Genomic DNA, 25,765 nt, shown 5'->3' on the forward strand with positions numbered 1-25,765 from the left:
CACCGATAGCCGCTCGGAGAGGTCCACGGGGCGGGGCGTCGCATCGGCGCCCTGCCCCTTCCGTGCTCGCGCGCAGAACCGAGGTGTAGCGTCGAGACTCCGGGGGAGGCTTCTGCCCCGGGCATGGAACGAGGCCGGACGATGACCGCTGCTGGACTGACTCTCGGTGTGATCGGCACCTCGCGCAAGCCCGAAGAACGGCGGGTTCCGATCCACCCCGGCCACTTCGAACGGCTCCCGGAACGCCTGCGCCGGCGGGTGATCGTCGAGGAAGGGTACGCGGAGCGCTTCGGCATCGAGGATGCCGACATCCTTCCGTTCGTCGGGCGTTTCGCGCCCCGCGACGAGGTGATCGCGGCATCCGATGTGGTGCTCCTGCCCAAGCCTCAGCTCGAAGACCTGCAGGACCTCCGTGACGGCCAGGTGCTGTGGGGCTGGCCGCACCTGGTGCAGGACGAACGGATGACGCAGCTCGCGATCGACAAGCGGCTCACGGTCATCGCGTTCGAGGCGATGAACCACTGGGCCAAGGACGGCGGGTTCGGCCTGCACGTGTTCCACAAGAACAACGAGCTGGCGGGGTACTGCTCTGTGCTGCACGCGCTCGAGCTCTGCGGCTCGACGGGGGACTACGGCCGCCGGCTCACGGCGGTCGTGATCGGATTCGGCGCGACTGCGCGCGGCGCGGTGACCGCGCTCCGCGCACACGGCGTGCACGATGTGCGGGTGCTGACCAACCGGCGGACCGCGTCGGTGGCCGCGCCGATCCACGCGGCGCGCATCATCCAGTTCGACCACGACGATGAGCCGTATCTCAGCGAAGTCATCACCGACGAGGGCAGGGCGCCGCTCGCACCGTTCCTCGCCGAGAGCGACATCGTCGTGAACTGCACGCTGCAGGATCCGAACAGTCCGCTGCTCTACCTCCGCGAGACCGATCTCGACGCCTTCCGTCCCGGCAGCCTCATCGTCGACGTCTCGTGCGACGAGGGTATGGGCTTCGAGTGGGCCCGGCCCACGTCCTTCGCGGAGCCCATGTTCACCGTCGGACGGACGATCAACTACTACGGCGTGGACCACAGCCCCTCGTACCTGTGGAACTCGGCGAGCTGGGAGATCAGCGAAGCGCTGCTCGGCTTCATCCCGACCGTGATGGGCGGACCGGGCGCATGGGCGAAGGACGAGACGATCCGGCGGGCGACCGAGATCTCGGACGGTGTGGTCCTGAACCCCGCGATCCTGGAGTTCCAATCCCGCGATTCGGCCTTTCCGCATCTGGCCGGAATATCCTGACAGGCGCCGCGTTACACGAGATACATTCACTTGCATGGAAATCGGATGCCGCAGCATCCGGAGAGCGAGAAGAGATCGTGAGCGAGAACACCACCTGGTCCGGGATGCAGTTCGGCGTGATGAGCGTCAGCGACATCACCGAGGATCCCACCACCGGCAGGACACCCAGCGAAGCGGAGAAGATCCGCAACGCTGTCATCATCGCCAAGCACGTCGAGGACGTGGGCATGGATGTCTACGCGCTCGGAGAGCACCACAATCCGCCGTTCTGGTCGTCATCGCCCACGACCACGCTCGCCTACATCGCGGCCCAGACCGAGCGCCTCGTGCTCTCTACCGCCACGACGCTCATCACGACGAACGACCCGGTCAAGATCGCCGAGGACTTCGCGATGCTCCAGCACCTCGCCGGCGGCCGGGCGGACCTCATGCTCGGCCGCGGCAACACCGGCCCGGTCTACCCGTGGTTCGGCCAGGACATCCGTCAGGGCCTGCCGCTCGCCATCGAGCACTACAACCTGCTGCACCGACTGTGGCGCGAGGACGTCGTCGACTGGGAGGGTCAGTTCCGCACGCCGCTGCAGGGATTCACGTCCACGCCTCGTCCGCTGGACGGCGTCGCACCGTTCGTCTGGCACGGCTCGATCCGCACCCCCGAGGTGGCCGAGCAGGCCGCGTACTACGGTGACGGCTTCTTCGCGAACAACATCTTCTGGCCCAAGGAGCACTACCAGCGCCTCATCGCCCTCTATCGCCAGCGCTACGCGCACTACGGGCACGGCACGCCCGAGCAGGCGATCGTCGGACTGGGCGGTCAGGTGTTCATGGCGGCCAAGTCGCAGGACGCGGTCACCCAGTTCCGGCCCTACTTCGACAACGCTCCGGTCTACGGCCATGGCCCGTCGCTCGAGGACTTCACCGAGATGACCCCGCTCACCGTCGGCTCGCCGCAGCAGGTCATCGACCGCTACGCCGGCATGCGCGAGCACTTCGGCGACTACCAGCGGCAGCTGTTCCTCATCGATCACGCCGGACTTCCGCTGAAGACGGTGCTCGAACAGCTCGACATCCTGGGTGGCGAAGTGGTTCCGGTGCTCCGCAAGGAGCTGGCGAAGAACCGTCCCGCAGAGGTGCCGGATGCGCCGACCCACGCGGGTCTCGTGCGTGCCGCCTACGGCGACGAGGCCCCGCGGGTCGCCGTCCCGAACGCGAACCGTGGTGACAATCTCGCCGGCGACACGCCCTACCGCGACACTCCGGCCAAGGCCGGCGTCGCGTTCGGTGCCGCCGCAACCCGGACAGGAGCTTGAGATGACCTCGCAGCGCCGCATCGCCGTGATCTCGGCGGGGCTCTCCAACCCCTCTTCGACACGGATGCTCGCCGATCGGCTCGCGGCCTCCGCCGTCAAGCAGCTCGCCGAGCGCGGGATCGAGACCGAGGTCGACGTGTTCGAGCTGCGCGACTACGCGCACGACATCACCAACAACCTCCTCACCGGCTTCGCGCCGCCGGCGCTGGAGTCGATGATCGACGCGGTCGTCTCGGCTGACGCGATCATCGCGGTGACGCCGATCTTCTCGACGAGCTATTCGGGGCTGTTCAAGTCGTTCATCGACGTGCTCGACCCCGACGCGCTCACCGGCAAGCCCGTCCTCATCGGGGCGAATGCGGGCACGGCCCGCCACTCGCTGGCGATCGACTACGCGATCCGGCCGCTGTTCGCCTACCTGCACGCCGAGGCCGTCGCCACGGGTGTGTTCGCAGCCTCGAGCGACTGGGGCGGCTCGGCCGACCGCGTCGCCCCGCTCAGCGAACGCGTCGACCGCGGTGCCCGCGAACTCGCCGAAGCGGTGGCGCGGCGCGAGCCCGTCGCCGGCAGCGATCCGTTCGACCCGGCGAACTACCTCGGCGAGGGCCGCTCGTTCGGCCACCTCCTCGGCGGTCTCGCGGGGGAGTAGTCGTCGTCCGCTCCTCGTCTCGGGTGCATGGGCCCGAGGCGAGGAGGGACGCGAATAGGGTTCAAGAGTGACCGCTGACGAAGCATCCTTGGACCGACTTCCCGAGCGCCGCGGCATCCCGGGCGCCGATCTCCCCGACGCCCGCGGCCGCACCGGGCTCGACCGGACGGGCCTGGATCTCGACCGCAACCCGCGGGTGCGGGTGCGCGACGTGGAGCTGCTCGCGAGCGGGTGGCACGTCCTGCGCCGCACGACCCTCGACTACCAGGACGACGCCGGCGCGTGGTCCACGCAGCAGCGCGAGACCTACGATCGCGGCAATGGGGCGACCGTGCTGCTCTACGACGCGGCCAGGCGCGTGGTGCTGCTCACCCGGCAGTTCCGCTTCCCGGTCTATGTGAACGACCATCCCGACGGCATGCTGATCGAGACGGCAGCTGGTCTGCTCGACGACGACGACCCGGAGACCGCGATCCGCCGGGAGGCGGCCGAAGAGACCGGCGTGCAGGTCGGCGAGCTGCAGCACGTCTTCGACGTGTACATGAGTCCCGGGTCGGTCACCGAGCGGCTGCACTTCTATGCCGCGCCCTACACGCCGGCGGAGCGCACGGCCGCGGGCGGCGGACTCGCCGATGAGGGCGAGGAGATCGACGTGCTCGAACTCGACATCGACACTGCGCTCGCCATGATCCGCGACGGCCGGATCGCCGACGCGAAGACGATCATGCTGCTGCAGTGGGCCGTCCTCGATGGCCCGTTCGCGCGCTGACTGCTAGCATCCGGGAAAGTTCGGGCGAACGATTCCTGGGGGTAGCCGTGGCCCTGATCAACGTTGCGCGCCGTCGTGGTGCATGGCCGGCGCTCATCGTCGGCGTGGTCGCAGCGCTCGCGCTGGCCGCGTGCTCGAACGGGCAGCCGGTCGCAGCCCCTGCCGAGAGCGCGTCCCCGCCGCCCGCTGAAGCGGTGCCCGGCTGGCCATCCGCGATCGCCGCAATCGGCCACTCGGGGCTCACCGGCTACGACAGCGCAGCCCCTGGCGTGGATGCCCGGAGCAATTCCTGGGCGACCGGAGACAGTCCCGAGGTGAACAGCGTTTACCTGCGTATCCTCGCGGAGAACCCCGCGGTCGAAGGTCACGCGGTGAACGTCGCCGTGGACGGCTCCAACGTCAACGGATTGCTGGGCCAGGCGAAGCTGATCGTGGGGGAGGATCCGAAGCTGGAGCTCGTCCTCATCCAATCGATCGACAACGACATGCAGTGCGATGGGACCGACGAACAGCACCTGCCCGTCTACCGGGATGGCCTTGTGAAGGTCATGGACGTGCTCTCGGCGGGGCTGCCGGACGCGACCATCCTCTTCGTGTCGCAATGGGCATCGGTCGAGGAGTACACCGCGGCGGCGATGGCGGTCGACCCCGCGCGCATCGCGGGAACCGGCCTGTGCGATGTCGTCGACCCCGCCACCCTCGAAGTCGTGCCCGAGAAGGTCGCGGGTTTGCAGCAGCTCGTCGATTCGTACTTCAACACGGTCGTCGAGGTGTGCAGCGCGTACGCGCACTGCATCACCGATGAGGGGGCGATGCAGGCGATGCAGCTCGATCCCGTAGACCTGACGCCGGATTTCAGCCACCTGAGGCCGAGCGGACACGCCAAGATGGCCGAGATCGCGTGGGATGCGCTCTACCCGAACTGAGTCGGCAGAGTCAGCTCAGGTCTGCGCCTCACAGGCGGATCAGCGACGGGTCGGTCAGCTCCACCCACGCCGAGCCGGCGACTGACACCGTTTCACTGAGCACGTCGGCCGCGACCAGCGGACCCAAGTCGATGCCGGCCAGCTCGCCGATGTCGGCGATCGGCACTTGGAAGGTGCGGAAGCCCCCGAGCGGCGCGACCCCGACGACTCCCTCGGTGGTGTCGATGAGCTCGCTCTGGTCCAGGAGGAAACCTGCCGCGGCGAGCTCACCGGCATCGTCGGTCCACGCCGCGACCTTCCAGAATCGCAGGGGGATCCGGATGCCGCGATACGGCGGGTCGTCCGCTCCGAGAACAGGAGCGGTGAAGACCGAGACGCGCAGGTCGGCGGCATCCGCCCACTGCAGGACGTGGTTCTCCAGGCCCACCCAGAGCTCCTCGGACTGATTGAACACCGCCGCCTGCGGCGCGGCGTTCGGGTACACGAACGTCGCCTCGGTCGCGGCCTTCGCCTCGGCGATGGTGCCCCAGCCGGGATCGCGGCGACGGACGAGGTGCCCGCGGTCGAAGTCGTTGGCGGCGTAGACGGCCGGGCCCGTCTGCGCGCTCGGCGGCACGCGCGGGTCGAGCTCCCAGTCTCCGGTGCGCTCGAGATCGTGGAGCCGGGCGCCGTCGATGTTGACGCCGGTCACCGCGGCGAGGCGTCTGGAGGTGTCCAGGCTGACCGAGAAGTGCGGGTAGGCGAGGGCGACGGTCTCGGTGTCGGCGAGGGCCACGGGCAGCGGCACCGGCACCGTCAGGAACGCCGGGTCGTAGCCGATGGCGACGGATGCCGCGTCCAGGGGATTCATGCCCCCATCATGTCGCGGCATCCGATCCATCTCGGCCGCTCAGGATCAGCCGCTCTTGCGGCGGAACTCGCGCTTCTGCGACGCCGGACCGTGCGAGCTGTGCACGACCGAGTCGCCGTCGAGGTGCGCCTCGCCGTCCCGGCTCTGCGCGTTCTTCTTGTCGAGCGCCTCTTTGAACTTGCGCTTCATGTCGTCGGTTGCGGCGCCGGTCGGCTTGTCATCGGTGCTCATGCCTCCACCCTACGCAGAGCGCGCGCCACTGTCATGCGGGCATCGGCGCCCTCGCGGCCGCAGAGGGGTGCCCTCACAGGGGTTCAGGGGCGCCTCACTGGTAGGCTTGGTCAGGTTGCCTCTCGGCATCCGCTCAATTCAAAATGAGCTCATGGAGCAGGCCGGCAGAAAAGCTGGTCCCCTGTGGTGGGTTCCCCGGACGATTCGCGTCGGGTGATCTTCTACTGGTGGCCAGCGCAGGCGGCACACGCGGTTTCGTTCGCGCGCCCATATCTGCCTGTTCCTGCTCCTTCGTGAATGCTCGCGCGCCATACGGGCGGGCGAGCTAAAACAAAGAAGGAGAGACCTCTTGGAAGGTCCTGAAATCACCGCCACGGAAGCCGTCCTCGACAATGGACGCTTCGGCACCCGCACCATCCGGTTCGAAACCGGTCGTCTCGCGCAGCAGGCACAGGGTGCCGTCGCCGCGTACCTCGACGAGGAGACGATGCTCCTCTCGGCCACCAGCGCCGGAAAGTCCCCGCGAGAAGGCTTCGACTTCTTCCCGCTGACCGTCGACGTCGAAGAGCGTTCGTACGCCGCCGGCAAGATCCCCGGCTCGTTCTTCCGCCGCGAAGGTCGCCCGTCGACCGAGGCGATCCTCGTCTGCCGTCTGATCGACCGGCCGCTGCGCCCGTCGTTCGTCGACGGTCTCCGCAACGAGGTCCAGATCGTCGTCACCGTCCTCTCGATCGCTCCCGGCGAGTTCTACGACGCGCTGGCCATCAACGCGGCCTCGCTGTCGACCCAGATCTCGGGTCTGCCCTTCTCGGGTCCGATCGCCGGCGTCCGCCTGGCACTCGTGCCCGGACACGGTGAGCACGCCGACCAGTGGGTCGCGTTCCCGACCGCGAAGGTCCTCGAAGACGCCGTGTTCGACCTCATCGTCGCCGGCCGCGTCGTCACCGACGCGAACGGCAACCAGGATGTCGCGATCATGATGGTCGAGGCTGAGGCCACCGAGGGTTCGTGGAACCTCATCAAGTCGGGCGCCGTCAAGCCCAGCGAGGCCGTCGTCGCGCAGGGTCTCGAGGCCTCGAAGCCCTTCCTCAAGCAGCTCGTCGAGGCTCAGGCTCAGCTTGCAAGCACCGCTGCCAAGGAGATCAAGTCCTTCCCGGTCTTCCTGCCGTACAGCCAGGAGACCTACGACTTCGTCGCGGGCCGCGCCTACGACGAGCTCAAGGGCATCTACCAGATCGCCGAGAAGGTCGCGCGCAACGACGCTGATGACGCACTGAAGGACCGCGTCAAGGGCGAGCTGCTCGCCGCAGTCGAGTCGGGCGAGCTCCCCGCGGTTGCGACCACGGAGTTCTCGGCCGCCTACAAGTCGGTCACCAAGAAGATCGTCCGCGGACGCATCCTGACCGAGGGCGTCCGTATGGACGGCCGCGGCCTGGCCGACATCCGTCCGCTCGACGCCGAGGTGCAGGTCATCCCGCGCGTTCACGGTTCGGCGATCTTCCAGCGCGGTGAGACCCAGATCCTGGGCGTCACGACGCTGAACATGCTCAAGATGGAGCAGCAGATCGACTCGCTGTCGCCGATCACGAAGAAGCGGTACCTGCACCACTACAACTTCCCGCCCTACTCGACCGGTGAGACCGGCCGTGTCGGCAGCCCGAAGCGTCGCGAGATCGGGCACGGCTTCCTCGCCGAGCGCGCCCTCGCGCCGGTGCTTCCGTCCCGCGAGKAGTTCCCGTACGCCATCCGCCAGGTCTCCGAGGCGCTGAGCTCCAATGGCTCGACGTCGATGGGCTCGGTCTGCGCGTCCACCCTCTCGCTGCTCAACGCCGGCGTGCCGCTGCGCGCACCGGTCGCCGGTATCGCGATGGGTCTCGTCTCCGACGAGGTCGACGGCCAGACTCGCTACGCGGCGCTCACCGACATCCTCGGTGCAGAAGACGCACTCGGCGACATGGACTTCAAGGTCGCCGGCACCAGCGAGTTCGTCACCGCGATCCAGCTCGACACGAAGCTCGACGGCATCCCGTCGTCGGTGCTGACCGCCGCGCTGCAGCAGGCCTACGACGCCCGCATCACGATCCTCGGTGTGCTGAACGCCGCGATCGACGGTCCGGACGAGATGGCCCCGACCGCACCGCGCGTGATCAGCGTGCAGATCCCGGTCGACAAGATCGGCGAGCTCATCGGGCCCAAGGGCAAGACGATCAACGCGATCCAGGACGAGACCGGCGCCGACATCTCCATCGAGGAGGACGGCACCGTCTACATCGGCGCCGTCGACGGACCGTCGGCCGAGGCCGCTCGTGCCCAGGTCAACGCGATCGCCAACCCCACCAACCCGGAGGTCGGCGAGCAGTTCCTCGGCACCGTGGTGAAGATCGCGACGTTCGGCGCGTTCATCTCGCTGCTCCCCGGCAAGGACGGACTGCTGCACGTCAGCGAGGTCCGCAAGCTCGCCGGCGGCAAGCGCGTGGAGAACGTCGAAGACGTGCTCAACGTCGGCCAGAAGATCCTCGTGAAGATCACGAAGATCGACGACCGCGGCAAGCTGTCGCTCGAGCCCGTCACCGACGAGCCGGCCGACCAGGAAGGTCGCGCAGCGGCCAACCCCGGCCCCGAGGCGCCGGCCGAAGGCTGATCCGCCGAGTCCGACCGTTGTCCGGATGCCCGTTTCCTCCTCGGAGGGAGCGGGCATCCGCTTTTCTGCCGGATGTCAGCTGATCGGGGGACAGATTGCGCAAACACGGCCCGCCGTGATGAAAGCGTTATGCAATGTTTACCGACAGGACGCCTCAATGACCGGTGGGTTGTCCGGACTGTCTTACCCTTCTAAGTACCGCGCCGGGGGGTGCGGACGGATCGCGAGGCACTCCGAGGGAGTCGCCGTCGCGGGGGGTGACACATGGCTTTCTTCGGCGTTGGCTCACAGGTGTCTTCGACGAGCCATCCCGTCACGCCCCGAAACCCCGCTCCCGCGCACCCGTCGGCGCCGATTCCGATCCAGGGCGCGCCGATCGGTTCCCACGTGAGGGTGTCGCTGGGCGAGGGCGGTCCCGAGGTCTTCCCGCTGATCCTCGGCGGCGCGGAATTCGGCTGGAACGTCGATCTCGAGTCGAGCCACGACATCCTCGATGCGTACGTCGAGCTCGGCGGCAACGCCGTGCACACGGCGGACAGCTTCGCGGGCGGCCGCAGCGAGCACATCATCGGGCAATGGCTGCGCTCACGCGGGCTGCGTGACGAGATCGTCCTCGGCGTCCGGGTCGGCGGCCACCCTGACAACCCCGGCCTCGGCCCGGTCAACCTGGTGCGCGCGGTCGAGGCATCCCTCACGCGCCTGGGCACCGATCGCATCGACGTGCTCTACCTCGACGCCACCACCGATTCGGCCGCGGCGCTCGAAGACACCCTCGCGACTGCGGAGTGGCTCGTCGAGGCCGGCAAGGCGCAGACCCTCGGTGCGGTGGGCTACACCGCCGCGCAGCTCGTCGAGGCGCGGATCTTCGCGTCCGCCGGGTACCCCCGGATCACCGTGCTCGACGTGCCGTTCAACGTGCTTCGCCGCCACGAGTTCGACCCCGACCTCCGGCTCGTCGCCGGGGCGCAGGGCATGGCGGTCACGCCTTCGCACGCGCTCGAGCACGGCTTCCTGGCGKGGCGGCACCGCACGCGGCTGAGGGGGAGCCTCTCGGTGCGCGGCGCGCAGCTCGCCGCGAGCCTGAATCGCCGCGGCACCCGCACGCTGCGCGCGCTCGATGCCGTCGGTGCCGAACTGGGTGTGCCGGATGCCGCGATCGCCGTCGCCTGGCTGCTCGCACAGCGACTGGTGAGCGCACCGATCGTCAACGCATTCGCACCGCAGCACATCGAGGAGCTCATCCAGGGCGTCGGCGTGCGGCTGAGCCGGGCTCAGCTCGCCGACATCGCTCGGGCCGCCGAGTAGCACCGCTGCGCGGGGCTCCGCTCGGGGCGCGCACCCCGTGACGTAGGGTGGATGAGTGCCCTCGGGCATCCGACCCTCCCCGACGAAGCGAGCTGGATTGACGCATTACATCTATCTCGTGCGGCATGGCGAGCATCAGGACGCGGAGTACGGCCTGGTCGATGGGCCGCTTTCTCCGCGGGGTCGGCGTCAGGCGTCGCTGCTCGCGGATCGGCTGTCGGGTGTACCCCTCGACGCGGTCTGGCACTCGCCGCTCGAGCGAGCCGCGCAGACGGCGCGGGCCGTCGCCGATCGCCTCCCCTCGGTGAATCCCGAGCCGACGGCGCTGCTCTTCGACTGCGTGCCCAGCGGCATGACCGCGGCCACTCCGGCGGCGTTCGAGCCCTTCTTCGGCTCCGTGACCGAGGCCGAGATCGAGGCAGGCGCCGCCCAGATGGCGGACGCCGTCAGCGAGTTCCTGGTGCGCAAGCCCGGCGACGTCCATGAGCTGCTCATCACCCACAACTTCGTGATCGGCTGGTTCGTCCGCGAGGTGCTGCAGGCGCCGGAGTGGCGCTGGATGACCCTCAATCAGGCGCACTGCGGCCTCACCGTCATCGCCCAGAAGCAGGGCCGCCCGTGGACGCTCGTGTCGCACAACGACCTCGCGCATCTCCCGGTCGAGCTGCGCACCGGCCTGCCCGACAGCTACCCGGTCTAGAGTCGCAGCCCGTACCAGCGCGTGGCGTTGGGGTTGTCGTTGTACGGGGCGATCGGGGCGAACCCCGCTCCGGCGTACAGCCCCGCCGCCGCCTCGAGACTGTGGTGGGTGTCGAGCACGACCTCGGCGCCTCCCGCATCGCGGGCATGCCGGATGAGCTCCGCGAGCAGCAGCCTTCCCCAGCCGCGTCCGCGCGTGACCGGGGCCAGGTAGAGGTGCTTCACCTCGAATCGGGGCCCGCGCGGTCCGTCGGCGATCGGTCGGATGCCGCCGCAGCCGACGGCTGCCTGCCCGTCGTACGCGACCAGGAACGCACCGGGAGGATCGAAGGTCCCGGATGCCGGGAACGCGGTCGTGTAGGTGCCGCCTGGGAACGCCTCTCGGCGCATCGCGAAGTAATCGGCGAGAAGGTTCTGGGACACCGGGTCGTCGACGGGAAGCTCACGGAGTTCGGGCATCGCCTCGAGCGTAGCGGGCGGGCGCGGGCGTCTACGCTGGATCCATGACGACGCGCGTTGCCATTGTGGGCGGAACAGGCAAGCTCGGCGGGATCCTCCGTGAGGTGGTCCAGGCAGAAGATGGCTACGAGGTCGTGGCGGTGCTCTCATCCCGGTCTCCGCTCTCCGATCTCGACGGTGCCGACCTCGTCATCGACGCGTCGACTCCGGCGATCTCGATCGACGTCGTCCGGGCGGCGATCGAACGAGGGCAGAACATCCTCGTCGGCACGTCCGGCTGGTCGGCCGAGCGGATCGCCCTGGTGCGTCCCCTCGTCGCGGCGGCCGGCACGGGCGCGGTGTTCATCCCGAACTTCTCGATCGGCTCGGTGATCGGCAGCGCACTCGCCGCCGCGGCGGCGAGGTTCTTMCCCTCGATCGAGATCGTCGAGGCCCACCGTGAGACCAAGGTCGATTCGCCGAGCGGCACCGCGGTGCGCACCGCAGAGCTGATCGCCGCTGCCCGCCTCGATGCGGGCCCGGTCGAGTCGCCGCACGTCGACCAGCGCGCCCGGGGACAGCAGGTCGCGAGCGTCCCCATCCACTCCCTGCGCCGACCGGGTGTCGTCGCCCGTCAGGACGCGATCCTATCCGGGCCGGGGGAGTCGCTCACCATCACCCATGACACCGTCGAGCCCGCGCTCGCGTACGGTCCAGGCATCCGGATCGCCCTCCCTGCCGCGCGCGACGCTCGCGGCGTGATCGTGGGCCTCGACAGCTTCCTCGACATCGGACTGCGCGTGCCGGGAGCGGGCGCGCTCAGCGACAGCCCCGTCGAGGAGCAGGGCGTGCCGGGCCAGGTGGCCCGCGTCACCGGCGCATGAGCGCGCGCATCGGCGTCGCGGTCATGGCCGCGCTGCTCGCGCTGTACATCGTGCTCGTGGCCGAGCGCGCGTGGCTGCTGCTGTCGAGCGGCAACCCGGTCGGCGTCGCGATGGGCGCCGCCCTCGTCGTGCTGCCCGTGATCGCGGTCTGGGCGCTCGGTCGGGAGCTGTGGTTCGGCGTCCGCGCCGATAGTCTCGGTCGTCGACTCGGCGCCGAGGGTGGGCTCCCCGCGGAGGAGGTCGGGCTCCGGCCCAGCGGGCGCGTGCTGCGCGACGACGCGGATGCCGCGTTCCCCGCGTACCGCGCCGCCGTCGAGGCCGCGCCTGACGATTGGCGGGCCTGGTACCGGCTCGGCATGGCCTACGACGCCGCCGGTGACCGCCGCCGCGCGCGTGCCGCGGTCCGCACCGCCATAAAGCTCGAGTCCGCGGCGCCCCCCGCCGCCTGACGAGCCGGCGCAGGCGCGCGAGCCGCTATGGCCCGTACCCAACTGCGGGTCTCGTGCCCGACACGCACGGGACGGATGCCGCGTGCCCGGCGTGTCGGCGAGGAGCCCCGCAGTTGGGCACGCCGGGCCACCCCGCCTGCCGCGCGTGTCTAGTCGGAGGGCGCCGGGACGGCGGCGCGGACGGCATCCTCCACCGTGGGGTGGGTGAAGGTGAAGCCGGAGTCCGCCAGCACGGTCGGGGCCACATCCATGTCCGCGGTGAGGAGCGCCTCGGTCGCGTCCGAGCCGAGGACGAGTCGCATTCCCCAGACCGGCGCGCGCAGGAGGAAGGGGCGGTTCATGCGAACGGCCAGTGCGAAGCCGAGATCGTTGGCGGTCGCGCGCGTCGGACCGGTCAGATTCACCGGGCCCGCGACATCCGTCTCGATCACATGCCGGATCGCCCTGACCTCGTCGTCGAGCGAGATCCAGGGCCACACCTGGGTGCCGCGGCCGATCGGGCCGCTCAGCCCGAAGCGGGTCAGCAGCATGAGCGGCTTGAGCACCCCCTGCGCGTGCACGATCGGAGCGGTGCGCAGCAGGGCGACTCGGGCGTGCGGGCCCGCCGCGAGTGCCGCGGACTCCCATTCGCCGCACAGGTCGGCGAGGAAGGTCCCGCCGCGCGGGGAGTCCTCGGTCAGCCGCACTCCGGGGCTCGAGCCGTAGTAGCCGACTGCGGATGCCGAGATGAGTGCGGGCGCCGCGGCCCCGAGTGCCTTGACGGCCGCAGCGAGCTCCTGGGTGGGCGTCAGGCGCGACCAGAGCAGGGTGCGCTGGTAGCTCGACGTCCAGGGGAAGCGCCCGATGCTCGCCCCGTTCAGGCCGACGACCGCGTCGGCCCCCTCCAGGAGCTTCGGATCGAGCGGTGCCGCCCCGGTCAGCCACTCGATCTCATCCGGCGTCTGCGGGGCTCGCCGCACGAGCGTCGACACGCGCACGCCGTCGTCGCGCAGGCTTTCTGTGAGCGCCGATCCGATCAGGCCCGAAGCCCCGGCGACCACGACGTGTCGTAGTCGCCGGGATTCGGAGGCTTCAGGCAAGCGTCGCCTCGAGGGTGATCTCGATCGCGAGGGCCTGCGAGACCGGGCAGCCGGACTTCGCCTCGGCGGCGATCCGGTCGAAGTCGGCGGCCTCGAGGCCCGGGACGACGGCGTTCACGTTCAGGTGGCTGCCGGTGATGCCCGTGCCGGGGATGAAGGTGACGGATGCCGTGGTCTCGATGCTCGTCGGGGGAGTGCCGTTCTGCGCCAGGGCGAGCGAAAGCGCCATGCTGAAGCAGGACGAGTGGGCCGCGGCGAGGAGCTCCTCCGGAGTGGTGACCGAGGTCGAGCCTTCGCTGCGTGCCTTCCAGTTGACCGCGAAGGGTCCCTGGTTGGAGCTCTCCAGGGCGACGCTGCCGCCGCCTTCGAACAGCCCGCCGCTCCACGTGGTGGTGGCTTCGCTCGTCACGCTCATCTTGATCTCCTGTCGACGTCCGACGCCGGCACGGCGCCCGCGGTCAGCCTAACCGCGCCGCCGTTCCGATGGAACGCGGACGGCCCGGAGATGTGCGGCGGTCAGGCGGTGACGGCGGTCTTGCGGCCGATGAGACCGAACCGCTGCAGCACCAGGTAGAGCTGGCAGCCGAGGCAGAGGCCGAAGACCGCGTTCAGGAACGCAGCCATGAAGGCGAGGGCCGCAGCGATCGGCAGCGCCCACGGCACTCCCGCGAGCTGCAGGATGAGGCCCAGGGCGGCGACGAACAGGCCGACGCCCTGCGCGAAGCGGGGCGGGCGCGGGTCTTCGAGTTCGGTCGGCTTGGCCAGTCGGGGCTGCACGAGCTTGCGGTAGAGCACACCCCACGGTGCGGTGCGCGGCGAGAGCACGCCCCACAGGAACAGCAGCGCGGTGACGAGCAGGAGGAGGAACGCCGGGTCGAGGATCCGCTCGGCGAGCGTCGCCGCCGGCAGCGCCCAGGCACCGGACGCGTCCTGGGCGGTCGACAGACCCGTCAACCCCAGGAGGACGTCGATCAGCAGGAGCAGGGAGGTGATTCCGGCGGCGAAGCGCGGTCCGCGCGGATCGATTCCCTGCGGCGCCTTGTGCGCGACGGCCTGCTCAGACATTGGCGGTCTCTCCGGTGAGTCGGGTCAGTTCGAGTTCGAGGACTTCCCGGTTCGGCACGCCGCCGAACCGAGTCTGGACGATGCCGTCGCTGTCGAGGATCAGGGTCGTGGGGGTCTGCATCACGTGGAAGTGCTTCGCGATATCCGGGCGATGCGTCAGGTCGATGTCGAGGTGCCGAACGCCGGGGCGGGCGTCCGCGACCGCGGCGAGGGTGCGGTGCACCCCGGGACAGCGCGCGCACAGCTCGGTGCTGAACTGCAGCAGCGTCGCCTCCTCGCCGAGCGAATCGGCGCCCAGACGCTCGGGCTCCACGACCTCGTGGGGGATGTCGCGCTGGGGTCGGCTCTGCCGCCATTTGAGGGTCACGCCGAGTCCCACCGTCGCCACGAGGAGCACGGTGAGCACGAGGAGCGCTCCCACAACAGTCACAGCAGATCAGCGTATCGGGTTTCACCTGGGCAAAACCCGGGCGGAGTCACTGTGACGGCTCGACGTAACAATCGAACTGGGTAGGGTGGCAGTCGTGAGCGCCGCAGCAGCCCCAGAGATCGAGTTCCGCAGCGACATGACGGTCGAGCTGGTGCGGGCCAGTGCCGCCGACGCCGACGTCCTGTTCGCGGCGCGCGTGTCCACCCAGGGCGAGCAGACGCTCGGCGAGGCGATCGGTGCAGGCACCGCGTCCGAGGGGCGCGACCGCGGGCTCATCAACTATCTGATGCGCGACCGCCACGGCTCGCCGTTCGAGCACAACTCGATGACGTTCTACGTCCAGGCGCCGATCTTCGTGTTCCGCGAGTTCATGCGCCATCGCATCGCCTCGTACAACGAAGAATCGGGCCGCTACCGCGAGCTGCGTCCGGTGTTCTATGTGCCCGCCCGCGAGCGCAATCTCCTCCAGGTCGGCAAGCCGGGCGCGTACGACTTCCTGCCGGGCACCGACGAGCAGTTCGAGCTCGTCGACAGCGCGACCCGCGAGGCATCCGTCCATGCCTTCGAGGCGTATCAGCGGATGCTGGCAGCCGGCGTCGCCCGTGAAGTCGCTCGCATCGTGCTCCCGCTGAACATCTACTCCTCGATGTACGTCACGCTCAATGCGCGGTCGCTGATGAACTTCCTCTCGCTGCGCACGAAGGTCGAGGGCACGCACTTCCCCTCCTTCCCGCAGCGCGAGATCGAGATGTGCGCCGAGAAGATGGAGACCTTCTGGCGCGAGCGGATGCCGCTCACCCACGCCGCCTTCAACGCAAACGGCCGCGTCGCCCCCTGAGCCGACCCGAGCGGAACCGGCTCCGTCGGTCGCGCCGTGAGCCGATAGCCTGAGAACATGACGCACACGGGCAATCCCTTCGGGCAGGTGCTCGTCGCGCTCGTCACTCCGATGACGGCCGACGGCGAAGTCGACTGGCCCGCGGTGGAGAAGCACATCGACGGTGTCATCGCCGCGGGTGCGGATGGCATCGTCGTGACCGGCACGACCGGCGAGACCAGCACGCTGACCGACGCCGAGAAGATTCGCCTCGTCGAGGTCGGGAAGGATGTCGCGGCCGGCCGCGCCCGGATCATCACCGGAGGCGGATCCAACGAGACCGCCCACGCGATCGCGCTGTACAAAGCCAGCGAGAAGGCCGGGGCGGACGGCATCATGATCGTCACCCCGTACTACAACAAGCCCACGCAGGCGGGGGTGCTCACGCACTTCCGGCTCGTCGCCGATGCCACCGATCTGCCCGTGATCCTCTATGACATCCCCGGGCGCACCGGTGTGCCGATCAAGTACGAGACGATCCTGCGTATCGCGAAGCATCCGAACGTCCTTGCCATCAAGGACGCCAAGGGCGACTTCAGCGAGGTCAGCCGGGTGCTCAACCAGACCGACCTGATGTACTTCTCCGGCGACGACGCCAACGTGCTGCCGCACCTGTCCATCGGCGCGACCGGGCTCATCGGCGTCACGGCGAACATCGCTGCGGCGCCCTATCGCGCGATCGTCGACGCGGTCAACCGCGGAGACCTGGCAGCGGCGACCGCCGAGCACCAGCGGCTCGAGCCGCTCGTCCGGGCTGTCATGACCCACGTGCCAGGCACCGTCTCCGCGAAGTACATCCTGCACGGCCTCGGCCGCATCAGCAGCCCCCGGGTGCGCCTGCCCCTGGTAGGTCCAGAGGAGTGGGAGGCCGCGATGATCGAGGACGAGCTCGCGCTCGTCAGCGGTGTCCCAGGGGCCGACTTCTCGAACTTCCGCCCCGACCGCAATGCGGCTGCTGGGGGCGCTCTGCCGAAGGTCTCGGGCACGACGAGATGAGATCGGTGGATGCAGCCGCGTCCGCCAGCACACGCGCGAGGCTTCGGCCTCGGCATCCGGAAGAAGGCTGACATGCCCCGTACCGTCTACGATCCGCCCGCGCTCGAGCCCGGCACCCTTCGGGTGTTCCCGCTCGGCGGCCTCGGCGAGATCGGCCGCAACATGACAGTCTTCGAGTTCGGCGGCAAGCTGCTGATCGTCGACTGCGGGGTGCTGTTCCCCGAGGAGCACCAGCCTGGGGTCGACCTGATCCTGCCCGACTTCGAGCCCATCAAGAAGCGACTGGACGACGTCGTCGGCGTGGTCCTCACGCACGGCCACGAAGACCACATCGGCGCGGTTCCGTACCTGCTGAAGCTCAAGCCCGATATCCCGCTGATCGGGTCGGGGCTCACGCTCGCCCTGATCGAGGCGAAGCTCAAAGAACACCGCATCAAGCCGTACAGCCTGACCGTCAAAGAGGGTCAGCGCGAGCGCCTGGACCCGTTCGACCTCGAGTTCGTCGCGGTCAACCACTCGATCCCCGACGCGCTCGCCGTCGCGATCCGCACCCCCGCGGGGCTCGTGCTGGTCACCGGTGACTTCAAGATGGACCAGCTGCCCCTCGACGGCCGGCTCACCGACCTGCGCGCGTTCGCGCGCCTCGGCGAAGAAGGCGTCGACCTGTTCCTGGTCGACTCGACGAACGCCGACGTGCCGGGCTTCACCGCCTTGGAGCGATCCATCGGGCCGGTGCTCGACCAGGTCATCGGCAAGGCGCCTCGGCGCGTGATCGTCGCGAGCTTCTCGAGTCACGTGCACCGGGTGCAGCAGGTGCTGGATGCCGCGGCCCTGCATGGCCGCCGCGTCGCGCTCCTCGGCCGCAGCATGCTGCGGAACATGACCATCGCCGAGGACCTCGGCTACCTGCATGTGCCCGAGGGCATCCTGATCGACTACAAGAAGGCTCGGGACCTTCCCGAAGACCAGATCGTGTACATGTCCACCGGCTCGCAGGGCGAGCCGATGGCGGTGCTCAGCCGGATGGCGAACAACGACCACGAGATCGAGCCGGGGCCGGGCGACACCGTCATCCTCGCCTCCAGCCTCATTCCGGGCAACGAGAACGCCGTCTACCGCGTGATCGACGGACTCACCAAGCTCGGCGCCAACGTCGTGCACAAGGGCAACGCCAAGGTGCACGTCTCGGGCCACGCTGCGGCCGGCGAACTGCTGTACTGCTACAACATCCTCAAGCCCCGCAATGTGCTGCCCGTGCACGGCGAGTACCGGCACCTCATGGCGAACGCGCGGCTCGCGCAGGACACCGGCATTCCCGAGGACCGCACGATCCTCGGCGAGAACGGCACCGTGATCGACCTGCGCGACGGCGTGGCCCGCGTCGTCGGACAGCTCGACATCGGCTTCGTGTACGTCGACGGATCGACCGTCGGAGAGATCACGGATGCCGACCTCAAGGACCGCAGGATCCTCGGGGAAGAGGGCTTCATCTCCGTCATCGTCGTCGTCGACGCCTCCACCGGCAAGGTCATCTCGGGGCCCGAGATCCACGCCCGAGGATTCGCCGAGGACGATGCGGTGTTCGACAGCGTGAAGCCGAAGATCGCCGCGGCGCTCGCCGAGGCGGCCCAGTCCGGCGTGCGCGACCAGCACGCCCTTGCCCAGGTCGTGCGGCGCGTGATCGGACGCTGGGTCAATCAGTCGCTGCGCCGGCGACCCATGATCATTCCGCTCGTCATCGAGGCGTGACGCGCGAGCCATAGAATCGCCGCATGCCTCCGACCTTCCGACTGCGCCCTGCCGGCCAGCCTGACGGCGCCTTCCTCGGCGACATGGTCGTCGAGGCGGCGAACTGGCGGCAGGGCGGCATCCGGCCGCGCCACGAGATCCTGACGAGCGCCGAGCACTCCCGCTACCTCAGCGGGTGGAAGCGTCCGACCGACGCGGGGTTCATCGCCCTCGATGCGAACGATGAGCCGATCGGCGCCGCGTGGTACCGGATCATGCCGCGCAGCGACCCCGGGTTCGGCTACGTCGGAACCGGGGTGCCCGAGCTCATCATCGGCGTGCGTCCGATCTGGCGCGCGCACGGTGTCGGACGGGCGCTGCTGCAGCAGCTGTGCGACCACGCCCGCACGCAGGGCTTCGCCCGGCTCAGCCTCAGCGTCGAGCGCGGGAACTTCGCGGTGACGCTGTATCGCAGCGAAGGATTCGCAGTCACCCAGAGCGGAATCGGGCGCGACACGATGGTCAAGCGCCTGCACTGACGCGGCCCGACCGGGGGTGTGCAGCCGCTCTCGGCCGGTCCCGGCGAGGTTACGATCCGCGTCGCTGCGCCCAAACGGCGCCGCGGCGCTTTACCTTTGAGGACATGGCCAGGAGCTCAAGCCCGACCGCGCGTGGTGGCGCGCCTTCGAAGGGCGCCTCCTCACCAGCCCGCAAACCCGCCCCGGCGCCCAAGCGCTACGTGGGTGAACCCGAGAAGCCGCCGCTCATCGCGCGGGCCTGGCTCGGGCTCGCGCACGGCGTCGGCGGGCTCTTCCGCGCCTTCGGGCCGGAGACCCTCGAAAAGGACCAGCGCCGCGACGGCTTCCCCTTCCTCCTGGTGCTCCTGGCTGTGGTGGGCGCCGTCGTCGAGTGGTTCTTCATCGGCTCGCCGGTCGCCGTCACCATCAGCGCGTACACCGCGGGCGCCCTCGTGGGTCGCGTCGCCTTCGTGCTCCCCGTGCTGCTCATGCTCCTTGCCGGCTGGCTGTTCCGGCATCCGTCGTCCGTGCATGACAACGGACGCATCGGGATCGGGTTCGGTCTCTTCATCGTGACGGTGGCGGGGTTCTGCCACGTCCTCGGCGGGCGCCCGGAGCCGCGTGAGGGTCTCCCCGCGCTGAGCGCGGCGGGCGGCGTGCTGGGCTGGCTGATCGGCGAGCCGCTCGCGCTCGTGCTGACCGAGGTCGGCGCCGGCATCGTCCTCGGCGTGCTCACGATCCTCAGCATCCTGATCCTCACTAAGACGCCGCCCAACCGCATCGGCCGGCGGCTCGGGGAGCTCTACGCGTGGATGTTCGGCGACGAGCGGCCCACCGAGACGGCGGAGCCCCGCTTCGCACCGGCCGACGCGGACGACACCGGCAACGACTCGACGCCGTGGTGGCGACGCAACAAGACCGGTCGCGAAGAGGACCCCACCGGGGCCATCGGTTCGCAGGACCTGACGGTCCTGCTGCCCCCGGGGTCGTCGCAGGGCGGGTTCGAGAAGGCCGTCGTGGTCCCCGCAGCGGGGCCCGAACCGGTCGCTACGGATGCGCTCACCGAGATCTTCGACGCCGCGGCGCTTGCCGGGGCGGCCACCGGTGCGTCGCACGGTGAGACTTCGATCCGCGACGACGATGCGCTCGACGCGGACGGCGTGCTTCCCGGCCTCAGCGGCCTCGGAGCAGCAGATCACCCCCGGACGCCCCCGGCCATGCCGTACCGACTCCCGTCGGTGAACGCGCTCGCGGCGGGCAGTCCGCACAAGGCCAGGTCCGCGGCGAACGACGACGTGGTGCGGGCGCTCACGAGCGTGCTGCAGCAGTTCCAGGTCGACGCACGGGTCACCGGCTTCTCGCGCGGTCCGACCGTCACGCAGTACGAGATCGAGGTGGGGCACGGCGTGAAGGTCGAGCGCATCACGGCGCTCACCAACAACATCGCGTACGCCGTCGCCTCGAACGAGGTGCGCATCCTCGCTCCGATTCCGGGCAAGAGCGCGATCGGCGTGGAGATCCCGAACGTCGACCGCGAGATCGTGACCCTGGGCGACGTGCTGCGCTCGCCCACGGCGCAGCAGTCGACGCATCCCATGACGATCGGCGTCGGAAAGGATGTCGGCGGCGGCTACGTCGTGGCGAACCTCGCGAAGATGCCGCACCTCCTGGTGGCGGGCTCGACGGGCTCGGGCAAGTCCAGCTTCGTCAACTCGATGATCACGAGCCTGCTGATGCGCTCCAAGCCGTCCGAGGTGCGCATGGTGCTCATCGACCCGAAGCGGGTGGAGCTCACGTCCTACGCCGGCGTTCCGCACCTCATCACGCCCATCATCACGAACCCGAAGAAGGCCGCCGAAGCCCTCCAGTGGGTCGTCAAGGAGATGGACATGCGGTACGACGACCTCGCGTCGTTCGGCTACCGCCACATCGACGACTTCAACCGCGCCGTCGTCGCGGGCGAGGTCAAGCTCCCGCCGGGCCGTGAGCGCGTCCTCAAGCCCTACCCCTACCTCCTCGTGGTGGTCGACGAGCTCGCGGACCTGATGATGGTCGCCCCGCGCGACGTCGAGGACTCGATCGTCCGCATCACCCAGCTCGCCCGGGCGAGCGGCATCCACCTCGTCCTGGCGACGCAGCGCCCGTCGGTCGATGTCGTCACCGGCCTGATCAAGGCGAACGTGCCTTCGCGGCTCGCCTTCGCGGTCACGAGCGTCACCGATTCGCGCGTCATCCTCGATCAGCCGGGCGCCGACCGCCTCATCGGCCAGGGCGACGCCCTGTTCCTCCCGATGGGCGCGTCGAAGGCGGTCCGCGTGCAGGGCGCGTGGGTCAGCGAAGTCGAGATCGAGAAGGTCGTCAAGCACGTCACCCAGCAGGCTCGCCCCGACTACCGCGACGACGTCGCCGTCGTCGCGGAGAAGAAGGACGTGGATGCCGATATCGGCGACGACCTCGAGCTCCTGCTCGCCGCGGCCGAGCTCATCGTGTCGACTCAGTTCGGCTCGACCTCGATGCTGCAGCGCAAGCTCCGCGTCGGCTTCGCGAAGGCCGGCCGGCTGATGGACCTCCTCGAATCGCGCGAGATCGTCGGCCCCTCCGAGGGATCCAAGGCTCGCGATGTCCTGGTCACCGTCGAGCAGCTGCCCGGCGTGCTGGCGAAGCTGCGGGGCGGGGATTCGCCCGCCGCGGGGGATCCGGCCGACCCCGCTGACCGCTACGTCGCCAACGCCGTAGAGTCGCAGTACGAGGGCTATCCGATCGTCGAGAGTGAAGGCGATGAGGATGCCTGGGGCCTGACCGGACGGGACTGATATGGCGATTCCGCGCCAGCTGCCGAACATCATCACGATCGTCCGCATCCTCTGCGCGCCGATCTTCCTCTGGATGCTGCTCGCCGATGGGGGAGCGGACGGCGCGCTGCGCTGGTGGGCTGCTGCCCTGTTCATCGTGGCCATCGCCACGGACGGGATCGACGGCTGGCTAGCGCGCAAGTACGAGATCGTCACCGACCTCGGCAAGCTGCTGGACCCCATAGCGGACAAGGTGCTCACCGGCTTCGCCTTCATCGGTCTGTCGATCCTCGGCGAGCTGCCGTGGTGGGTGACCGTGGTAGTCCTGATCCGGGAGATCGGCATCACCGTCTACCGCTTGATGGTCGTCAGCGACCACGTCCTGGCCGCGGCCTGGATGGGCAAGCTCAAGACCGTCGCGCAGGCGCTGGCGCTGTCGCTCGCTCTCCTGCCGCTGTGGACCCTCGTCGGTGAGTGGATCTGGTGGGTCAACGGCATCCTGATGACGATCGCGGTGGTCCTTACGATCGCAAGCGGGGTCGACTACGTGGTGAGCGAGGTGCGCGCCGCCCGGGCCAAGCCCCGGGGGAGCGCGCAGTGACCATGCGCGAACGGCCCGATCCGGATCTTCCGGACGGGCTCGAGGACACCCTGGCGCGCGCGACCGGCACGGAGGCGGAGCGGCTGCTCGCCCGGCTCGACGAGCTCGGCTGGACGGTCGCCATCGCAGAGTCCCTCACCGGGGGACTCGTCGTCTCTTCGCTCGTCGAGGTTCCCGGGGCCTCGCGGGTGCTGCGCGGCGCTGTCGTGGCCTACGCGACGGAGGTGAAGCACTCTGTGCTCGGCGTCGACTCGGTGCTGCTGAGCGACCACGGGCCGGTGCACCCGCGCGTCGCCCGCCAGATGGCCGAGGGTGTGCGCGTGCGCCTCGGCACCGAGGACGAGCCCTGTCACGTGGGCATCTCGACGACCGGAATCGCCGGGCCCGACTCGCCGGACGGCCAGCCGGTGGGTACGGTTCACATCGGCGTCGCGACGCCCCTCGGCACGCGGGTGGCGTCGTTCGAGCTCAGCGGCACCAGGAACGAGATCCGCGCGATGGCGGCTCGCCAGGCTGTGCGCGCGGCGCTCGACGCGCTCTGAGATTGCCCGTTTCCGGCGGGAATGCGGGACGTTTCGAGTCGGTTACATTCCGCGATTCCCACCCGTTACCCAGCGCGTGGGATTAGATTGGCCTCATCCGGTGTTGTATTGTTTTCCACCCGGACGGCGGCGGAAAGAGGAGGGGGCGCACAATGATCCTGGTTCGTCATGAGATCGGTGAAGTGCTACGCGACTTCCGTCTGCAGAAGGGTCGCACCCTCCGTCAGGTCGCCAGTCGCGCCAGTGTCGCGCTCGGTTACCTCAGCGAGGTCGAGCGTGGGCAGAAGGAAGCATCGAGCGAAATCCTCGCCTCGGTGGCCGAAGCCCTCGACGTCCCCATCTCCATCATCATGCGCGAAGTCGGCGATCGCATCGCGGTGCTTGAGGGCATCCACGGCTTCCCAGACGTCGTCCCCGACGACCTCGTCGCCTCGGTAGAGCCTCAGCTCTCGCTGCGTTGACACCGGCCCCTGGCCCGCTTCATGCGACGCAGTGAGTTCGACCGCGCCGTGCAGGATGAGTTCGGCGCCCGCGGAGACGCGCTGGTCGCCGATCTCTTCCTGCCCGAACTGGGTGACCGCACGGCGGCGCAGGCGCTGACGGCCGGCCTGGACCCGCGCGAGATCTGGCTTGCGCTGTGCGATGCGACGGATGTCCCGCCCGAACGGCGCTACGGCACCGGGCGCCTGGAGTCCCGTCGACGCTGACGAATCCGTCGGCGCGCTTTTCGGCGTGTCGTCGAAGATCTGTTCGATGGCTCCGTAGGCTCCTGCACAGCAGGTGTCGATGCGTGTGCACTCACGGGTCGGGAGGAGCGAAGACGAATGTCGGAGCCCCTCCCTAACGTGAACCACGTCGCACGACACCCCACGCCTTGTCGCAGCATCGGCTCCATCCGGAGCGGAGCGCGACAGCCTACAGGCGACGGAACGCGAGCATAAGGAGCACGCCATGCCATCACCCGCTGACCGCGAGAAGGCCCTCGAATCGGCCCTCGCCCAGATCGACCGGCAGTTCGGAAAGGGCTCGGTCATGCGATTGGGCAGCGACGAGCGCGCTCCGGTCGAGGTCATCCCCACCGGCTCGATCGCGCTGGATGTCGCCCTCGGCGTCGGCGGACTCCCGCGCGGTCGCATCATCGAGATCTACGGCCCGGAGTCCTCGGGAAAGACCACGCTCACGCTCCACGCGATCGCCAACGCGCAGCGCGCCGGCGGAATCGCCGCGTTCATCGACGCCGAGCACGCACTCGACCCCGACTACGCGCAGAAGCTCGGCGTCGACATCGACCAGCTCCTCGTGTCGCAGCCCGACACGGGGGAGCAGGCGCTTGAGATCGCCGACATGCTGATCCGCTCCGGCTCGATCGACCTCATCGTGATCGACTCGGTCGCAGCTCTCGTGCCCAAGGCCGAGATCGAGGGTGAGATGGGCGACACGCATGTGGGTCTGCAGGCCCGTCTGATGTCGCAGGCACTGCGCAAGCTGACCGGCGGCCTGAACACCACCAACACCACGATGATCTTCATCAACCAGCTGCGCGAGAAGATCGGCGTGTTCTTCGGCTCACCCGAGACCACCGCCGGTGGCAAGGCGCTGAAGTTCTACGCGTCGGTGCGCCTCGACATCCGTCGCATCGAGACGCTCAAGGACGGCACCGACGCGGTCGGCAACCGCACCCGCGTCAAGGTGGTCAAGAACAAGATGGCCCCGCCCTTCAAGCAGGCGGAGTTCGACATCATCTACGGGATCGGCATCTCGCGCGAAGGCAGCCTGATCGACTTCGGCGTCGAGCACGGGATCGTCAAGAAGTCCGGTGCCTGGTACACGTACGACGGCGAGCAGCTGGGCCAGGGCAAGGAGAACGCCCGCAACTTCCTCATCAAGAACGCGGATGTCGCGAACGACATCGAGCAGAAGATCAAGGCGAAGCTCGGCATCGGTCAGCCCAAGGCCGAGGTTGCGGCCTCAGACGAACTGGCCGCGCGCCGCCCGGCCTGATGTTTCGACGTCGCTCAACAACCGGGGTGAGGTATGCATGAAGACGAGGATGGGGAGTCCCCGGACTCCCCATCCTCGGCCCCCGAACTCGCCCCCGTCATCCCGCTGTTCGGCGGCGCTCCGGCGCGCGCCGAATACGTCCCGGCCGCCTACAGCGCGGCAGAGGGCGACGATGGGGAGGATGACGAGGCGAACGTCGCGATCGACCGCGAGAACGCCGAGAACATCCTGCTGAAGCGGCTGCGCACCCGGCAGCTGTCGGTCGCCGAGGCACGCACCCTCGTCGCTCAGCGGGGACTCGGTGCCGACGAGGTCGACTCCGTGCTGGAGGACTTCCTTCGGCGCGGCTATCTCGACGACGCCGGTCTCGCGGAGCAGCTGATCCATGTCGGCACAGACCGCAAGGGCCAGGGGCGGCAGGTGATCGCCCAGACCCTCGCCAAGCGCGGGATTCCGCGCGATGTCGCCGACGCTGCGCTCGCCACGCTTCCCGACGACGACTTCGAGCGAGCACTGGAGTACGCCCGCTCGAAAGCGCGGTCGCTCGCGTCCGTCGATCGCGAGACCGCGGTGCGCCGACTGGCCGGGCAACTCGCACGCCGGGGCTATCGCGGGTCGGTCGCGCTGACGGCGGCGCAGACCGCACTCGACGAGTCGTCGAGCGGGCTGCGCGGTGTGGCCTTCCGTTAGCC

At 69.1% G+C, this 25,765-nt stretch carries 28 protein-coding genes; 21 read left to right on the forward strand and 7 right to left on the reverse strand.

Features of this window, described 5'->3' with window-relative positions:
- Nucleotides 1-141: 141 nt before the first annotated feature.
- The 5 genes from AC1DVT_RS04085 to AC1DVT_RS04105 all read left to right on the forward strand — a co-directional run bounded on the left by AC1DVT_RS04085 (nucleotide 142) and on the right by AC1DVT_RS04105 (nucleotide 4,947).
- Nucleotides 142-1,293 (forward strand): N(5)-(carboxyethyl)ornithine synthase, encoded by a 1,152-nt coding sequence (locus AC1DVT_RS04085; protein WP_477386750.1) that lies wholly within the window; start codon nucleotides 142-144, stop codon nucleotides 1,291-1,293.
- 104 nt (nucleotides 1,294-1,397) lie between these two features.
- The gene (locus AC1DVT_RS04090; protein ID WP_457100600.1) at nucleotides 1,398-2,603 is read left to right on the forward strand and encodes an LLM class flavin-dependent oxidoreductase; all 1,206 of its coding nucleotides are present in this window, start codon (nucleotides 1,398-1,400) and stop codon (nucleotides 2,601-2,603) included.
- Nucleotide 2,604: 1 nt separating this feature from the next.
- Nucleotides 2,605-3,252 (forward strand): FMN reductase, encoded by a 648-nt coding sequence (locus tag AC1DVT_RS04095; protein WP_457100531.1) that lies wholly within the window; start codon nucleotides 2,605-2,607, stop codon nucleotides 3,250-3,252.
- Nucleotides 3,253-3,319: 67 nt separating this feature from the next.
- The gene (locus AC1DVT_RS04100) at nucleotides 3,320-4,021 is read left to right on the forward strand and encodes an NUDIX domain-containing protein (RefSeq protein ID WP_477386752.1); all 702 of its coding nucleotides are present in this window, start codon (nucleotides 3,320-3,322) and stop codon (nucleotides 4,019-4,021) included.
- Nucleotides 4,022-4,068: 47 nt separating this feature from the next.
- Nucleotides 4,069-4,947, forward strand: a complete 879-nt coding sequence (locus AC1DVT_RS04105) for a hypothetical protein (protein ID WP_477386754.1) — start codon at nucleotides 4,069-4,071, stop codon at nucleotides 4,945-4,947.
- Between the two features lie 28 nt (nucleotides 4,948-4,975).
- Here the strand turns inward: AC1DVT_RS04105 and AC1DVT_RS04110 are convergent, their stop codons facing one another.
- A complete protein-coding gene (locus AC1DVT_RS04110) occupies nucleotides 4,976-5,797 on the reverse strand; it encodes a DNA/RNA non-specific endonuclease (RefSeq protein ID WP_477386756.1) in 822 nt (273 codons plus the stop codon).
- A 45-nt stretch (nucleotides 5,798-5,842) separates the two neighbouring features.
- Nucleotides 5,843-6,028: a DUF5302 domain-containing protein gene (locus AC1DVT_RS04115; protein WP_477386758.1), complete on the reverse strand. Its 186-nt coding sequence runs from the start codon at nucleotides 6,026-6,028 to the stop codon at nucleotides 5,843-5,845.
- Between the two features lie 349 nt (nucleotides 6,029-6,377).
- On the opposite strand from AC1DVT_RS04115, the gene AC1DVT_RS04120 reads away from it, so the two are divergent.
- The 3 genes from AC1DVT_RS04120 (at nucleotide 6,378) to AC1DVT_RS04130 (ending at nucleotide 10,674) form a co-directional block, all read left to right on the forward strand.
- Complete coding sequence (locus tag AC1DVT_RS04120; RefSeq protein WP_477386760.1) at nucleotides 6,378-8,669, forward strand: polyribonucleotide nucleotidyltransferase; 2,292 nt, start codon at nucleotides 6,378-6,380, stop codon at nucleotides 8,667-8,669.
- Nucleotides 8,670-8,933: 264 nt separating this feature from the next.
- On the forward strand, nucleotides 8,934-9,974 hold the full coding sequence (locus AC1DVT_RS04125) for an aldo/keto reductase (protein ID WP_477386761.1): 1,041 nt from the start codon (nucleotides 8,934-8,936) through the stop codon (nucleotides 9,972-9,974).
- 97 nt (nucleotides 9,975-10,071) lie between these two features.
- Nucleotides 10,072-10,674 carry a histidine phosphatase family protein gene (locus AC1DVT_RS04130; RefSeq protein WP_457100524.1) on the forward strand — a complete coding sequence of 201 codons (603 nt, stop codon included), beginning with the start codon at nucleotides 10,072-10,074 and terminating at the stop codon, nucleotides 10,672-10,674.
- On the opposite strand, the gene AC1DVT_RS04135 is transcribed toward AC1DVT_RS04130, so the two are convergent.
- Complete coding sequence (locus tag AC1DVT_RS04135; protein WP_477386763.1) at nucleotides 10,671-11,132, reverse strand: GNAT family N-acetyltransferase; 462 nt, start codon at nucleotides 11,130-11,132, stop codon at nucleotides 10,671-10,673. The two genes, AC1DVT_RS04130 and AC1DVT_RS04135, sit on opposite strands and share 4 nt — an antisense overlap.
- Nucleotides 11,133-11,176: 44 nt before the next feature.
- On the opposite strand from AC1DVT_RS04135, the gene AC1DVT_RS04140 reads away from it, so the two are divergent.
- Both AC1DVT_RS04140 and AC1DVT_RS04145 read left to right on the forward strand, forming a co-directional pair.
- Complete coding sequence (locus AC1DVT_RS04140; protein ID WP_477386765.1) at nucleotides 11,177-11,995, forward strand: 4-hydroxy-tetrahydrodipicolinate reductase; 819 nt, start codon at nucleotides 11,177-11,179, stop codon at nucleotides 11,993-11,995.
- Entirely contained in the window at nucleotides 11,992-12,444 is a 453-nt protein-coding gene (locus AC1DVT_RS04145; protein WP_457100521.1) for a tetratricopeptide repeat protein, read from the forward strand. The genes AC1DVT_RS04140 and AC1DVT_RS04145 overlap by 4 nt, the downstream gene beginning before the upstream one ends.
- A gap of 149 nt (nucleotides 12,445-12,593) precedes the next feature.
- On the opposite strand, the gene AC1DVT_RS04150 is transcribed toward AC1DVT_RS04145, so the two are convergent.
- From AC1DVT_RS04150 to AC1DVT_RS04165, 4 genes are all read right to left on the reverse strand, one after another.
- Entirely contained in the window at nucleotides 12,594-13,523 is a 930-nt protein-coding gene (locus AC1DVT_RS04150) for a TIGR01777 family oxidoreductase (protein ID WP_477386767.1), read from the reverse strand.
- Nucleotides 13,516-13,938, reverse strand: coding sequence for an OsmC family peroxiredoxin (locus tag AC1DVT_RS04155; protein WP_477386769.1), 423 nt, complete (start codon nucleotides 13,936-13,938; stop codon nucleotides 13,516-13,518). Before AC1DVT_RS04155 ends, AC1DVT_RS04150 begins: the two co-directional genes overlap by 8 nt.
- Before the next feature lie 101 nt (nucleotides 13,939-14,039).
- The gene (locus AC1DVT_RS04160) at nucleotides 14,040-14,588 is read right to left on the reverse strand and encodes a DUF4395 domain-containing protein (RefSeq protein ID WP_457100518.1); all 549 of its coding nucleotides are present in this window, start codon (nucleotides 14,586-14,588) and stop codon (nucleotides 14,040-14,042) included.
- Nucleotides 14,581-15,018 carry a TlpA family protein disulfide reductase gene (locus AC1DVT_RS04165; protein ID WP_457100517.1) on the reverse strand — a complete coding sequence of 146 codons (438 nt, stop codon included), beginning with the start codon at nucleotides 15,016-15,018 and terminating at the stop codon, nucleotides 14,581-14,583. Before AC1DVT_RS04165 ends, AC1DVT_RS04160 begins: the two co-directional genes overlap by 8 nt.
- Nucleotides 15,019-15,154: 136 nt before the next feature.
- Here AC1DVT_RS04165 and thyX point away from each other — a divergent pair, with 136 nt between their 5' ends.
- The 11 genes from thyX (at nucleotide 15,155) to AC1DVT_RS04220 (ending at nucleotide 25,763) form a co-directional block, all read left to right on the forward strand.
- Nucleotides 15,155-15,856, forward strand: a complete 702-nt coding sequence (gene thyX / locus AC1DVT_RS04170) for an FAD-dependent thymidylate synthase (protein ID WP_457100599.1) — start codon at nucleotides 15,155-15,157, stop codon at nucleotides 15,854-15,856.
- A 57-nt stretch (nucleotides 15,857-15,913) separates the two neighbouring features.
- Nucleotides 15,914-16,891: a 4-hydroxy-tetrahydrodipicolinate synthase gene (gene dapA / locus AC1DVT_RS04175; protein WP_457100516.1), complete on the forward strand. Its 978-nt coding sequence runs from the start codon at nucleotides 15,914-15,916 to the stop codon at nucleotides 16,889-16,891.
- Between the two features lie 72 nt (nucleotides 16,892-16,963).
- Nucleotides 16,964-18,640, forward strand: coding sequence for a ribonuclease J (locus AC1DVT_RS04180; RefSeq protein ID WP_457100515.1), 1,677 nt, complete (start codon nucleotides 16,964-16,966; stop codon nucleotides 18,638-18,640).
- Nucleotides 18,641-18,663: 23 nt separating this feature from the next.
- Nucleotides 18,664-19,158: a GNAT family N-acetyltransferase gene (locus AC1DVT_RS04185; RefSeq protein WP_457100514.1), complete on the forward strand. Its 495-nt coding sequence runs from the start codon at nucleotides 18,664-18,666 to the stop codon at nucleotides 19,156-19,158.
- Between the two features lie 104 nt (nucleotides 19,159-19,262).
- Nucleotides 19,263-21,950: an FtsK/SpoIIIE family DNA translocase gene (locus AC1DVT_RS04190; RefSeq protein ID WP_477386772.1), complete on the forward strand. Its 2,688-nt coding sequence runs from the start codon at nucleotides 19,263-19,265 to the stop codon at nucleotides 21,948-21,950.
- A gap of 1 nt (nucleotide 21,951) precedes the next feature.
- A complete protein-coding gene (gene pgsA / locus AC1DVT_RS04195) occupies nucleotides 21,952-22,530 on the forward strand; it encodes a CDP-diacylglycerol--glycerol-3-phosphate 3-phosphatidyltransferase (RefSeq protein ID WP_477386774.1) in 579 nt (192 codons plus the stop codon).
- 2 nt (nucleotides 22,531-22,532) lie between these two features.
- Complete coding sequence (locus AC1DVT_RS04200) at nucleotides 22,533-23,072, forward strand: CinA family protein (RefSeq protein WP_477386793.1); 540 nt, start codon at nucleotides 22,533-22,535, stop codon at nucleotides 23,070-23,072.
- 152 nt (nucleotides 23,073-23,224) lie between these two features.
- Nucleotides 23,225-23,533: a helix-turn-helix domain-containing protein gene (locus AC1DVT_RS04205; RefSeq protein WP_457100511.1), complete on the forward strand. Its 309-nt coding sequence runs from the start codon at nucleotides 23,225-23,227 to the stop codon at nucleotides 23,531-23,533.
- Between the two features lie 21 nt (nucleotides 23,534-23,554).
- Entirely contained in the window at nucleotides 23,555-23,779 is a 225-nt protein-coding gene (locus AC1DVT_RS04210; RefSeq protein WP_457100510.1) for a DUF3046 domain-containing protein, read from the forward strand.
- Between the two features lie 244 nt (nucleotides 23,780-24,023).
- Complete coding sequence (gene recA / locus AC1DVT_RS04215; RefSeq protein ID WP_477386777.1) at nucleotides 24,024-25,073, forward strand: recombinase RecA; 1,050 nt, start codon at nucleotides 24,024-24,026, stop codon at nucleotides 25,071-25,073.
- Nucleotides 25,074-25,106: 33 nt separating this feature from the next.
- Nucleotides 25,107-25,763 (forward strand): regulatory protein RecX, encoded by a 657-nt coding sequence (locus AC1DVT_RS04220; RefSeq protein WP_477386779.1) that lies wholly within the window; start codon nucleotides 25,107-25,109, stop codon nucleotides 25,761-25,763.
- Nucleotides 25,764-25,765 lie beyond the last annotated feature (2 nt).

Source organism: Microbacterium sp. P2_F9, from assembly GCF_056403635.1.

Coding starts and splice junctions, on each gene's coding strand:
- AC1DVT_RS04210 (WP_457100510.1), top strand. CDS start 23,555: ATGCGACGCAGTGAGTTCGACCGCGCCGTGCAGGATGAGTTCGGCGCC.
- recA (WP_477386777.1), top strand. CDS start 24,024: ATGCCATCACCCGCTGACCGCGAGAAGGCCCTCGAATCGGCCCTCGCC.
- AC1DVT_RS04095 (WP_457100531.1), top strand. CDS start 2,605: ATGACCTCGCAGCGCCGCATCGCCGTGATCTCGGCGGGGCTCTCCAAC.
- AC1DVT_RS04155 (WP_477386769.1), bottom strand. CDS start 13,938: ATGAGCGTGACGAGCGAAGCCACCACCACGTGGAGCGGCGGGCTGTTC.
- AC1DVT_RS04200 (WP_477386793.1), top strand. CDS start 22,533: ATGCGCGAACGGCCCGATCCGGATCTTCCGGACGGGCTCGAGGACACC.
- dapA (WP_457100516.1), top strand. CDS start 15,914: ATGACGCACACGGGCAATCCCTTCGGGCAGGTGCTCGTCGCGCTCGTC.
- AC1DVT_RS04110 (WP_477386756.1), bottom strand. CDS start 5,797: ATGAATCCCCTGGACGCGGCATCCGTCGCCATCGGCTACGACCCGGCG.
- AC1DVT_RS04085 (WP_477386750.1), top strand. CDS start 142: ATGACCGCTGCTGGACTGACTCTCGGTGTGATCGGCACCTCGCGCAAG.
- AC1DVT_RS04160 (WP_457100518.1), bottom strand. CDS start 14,588: ATGTCTGAGCAGGCCGTCGCGCACAAGGCGCCGCAGGGAATCGATCCG.
- AC1DVT_RS04220 (WP_477386779.1), top strand. CDS start 25,107: ATGCATGAAGACGAGGATGGGGAGTCCCCGGACTCCCCATCCTCGGCC.
- AC1DVT_RS04135 (WP_477386763.1), bottom strand. CDS start 11,132: ATGCCCGAACTCCGTGAGCTTCCCGTCGACGACCCGGTGTCCCAGAAC.
- thyX (WP_457100599.1), top strand. CDS start 15,155: ATGACGGTCGAGCTGGTGCGGGCCAGTGCCGCCGACGCCGACGTCCTG.
- AC1DVT_RS04205 (WP_457100511.1), top strand. CDS start 23,225: ATGATCCTGGTTCGTCATGAGATCGGTGAAGTGCTACGCGACTTCCGT.
- AC1DVT_RS04115 (WP_477386758.1), bottom strand. CDS start 6,028: ATGAGCACCGATGACAAGCCGACCGGCGCCGCAACCGACGACATGAAG.
- AC1DVT_RS04190 (WP_477386772.1), top strand. CDS start 19,263: ATGGCCAGGAGCTCAAGCCCGACCGCGCGTGGTGGCGCGCCTTCGAAG.
- AC1DVT_RS04185 (WP_457100514.1), top strand. CDS start 18,664: ATGCCTCCGACCTTCCGACTGCGCCCTGCCGGCCAGCCTGACGGCGCC.
- AC1DVT_RS04090 (WP_457100600.1), top strand. CDS start 1,398: ATGCAGTTCGGCGTGATGAGCGTCAGCGACATCACCGAGGATCCCACC.
- pgsA (WP_477386774.1), top strand. CDS start 21,952: ATGGCGATTCCGCGCCAGCTGCCGAACATCATCACGATCGTCCGCATC.
- AC1DVT_RS04180 (WP_457100515.1), top strand. CDS start 16,964: ATGCCCCGTACCGTCTACGATCCGCCCGCGCTCGAGCCCGGCACCCTT.
- AC1DVT_RS04145 (WP_457100521.1), top strand. CDS start 11,992: ATGAGCGCGCGCATCGGCGTCGCGGTCATGGCCGCGCTGCTCGCGCTG.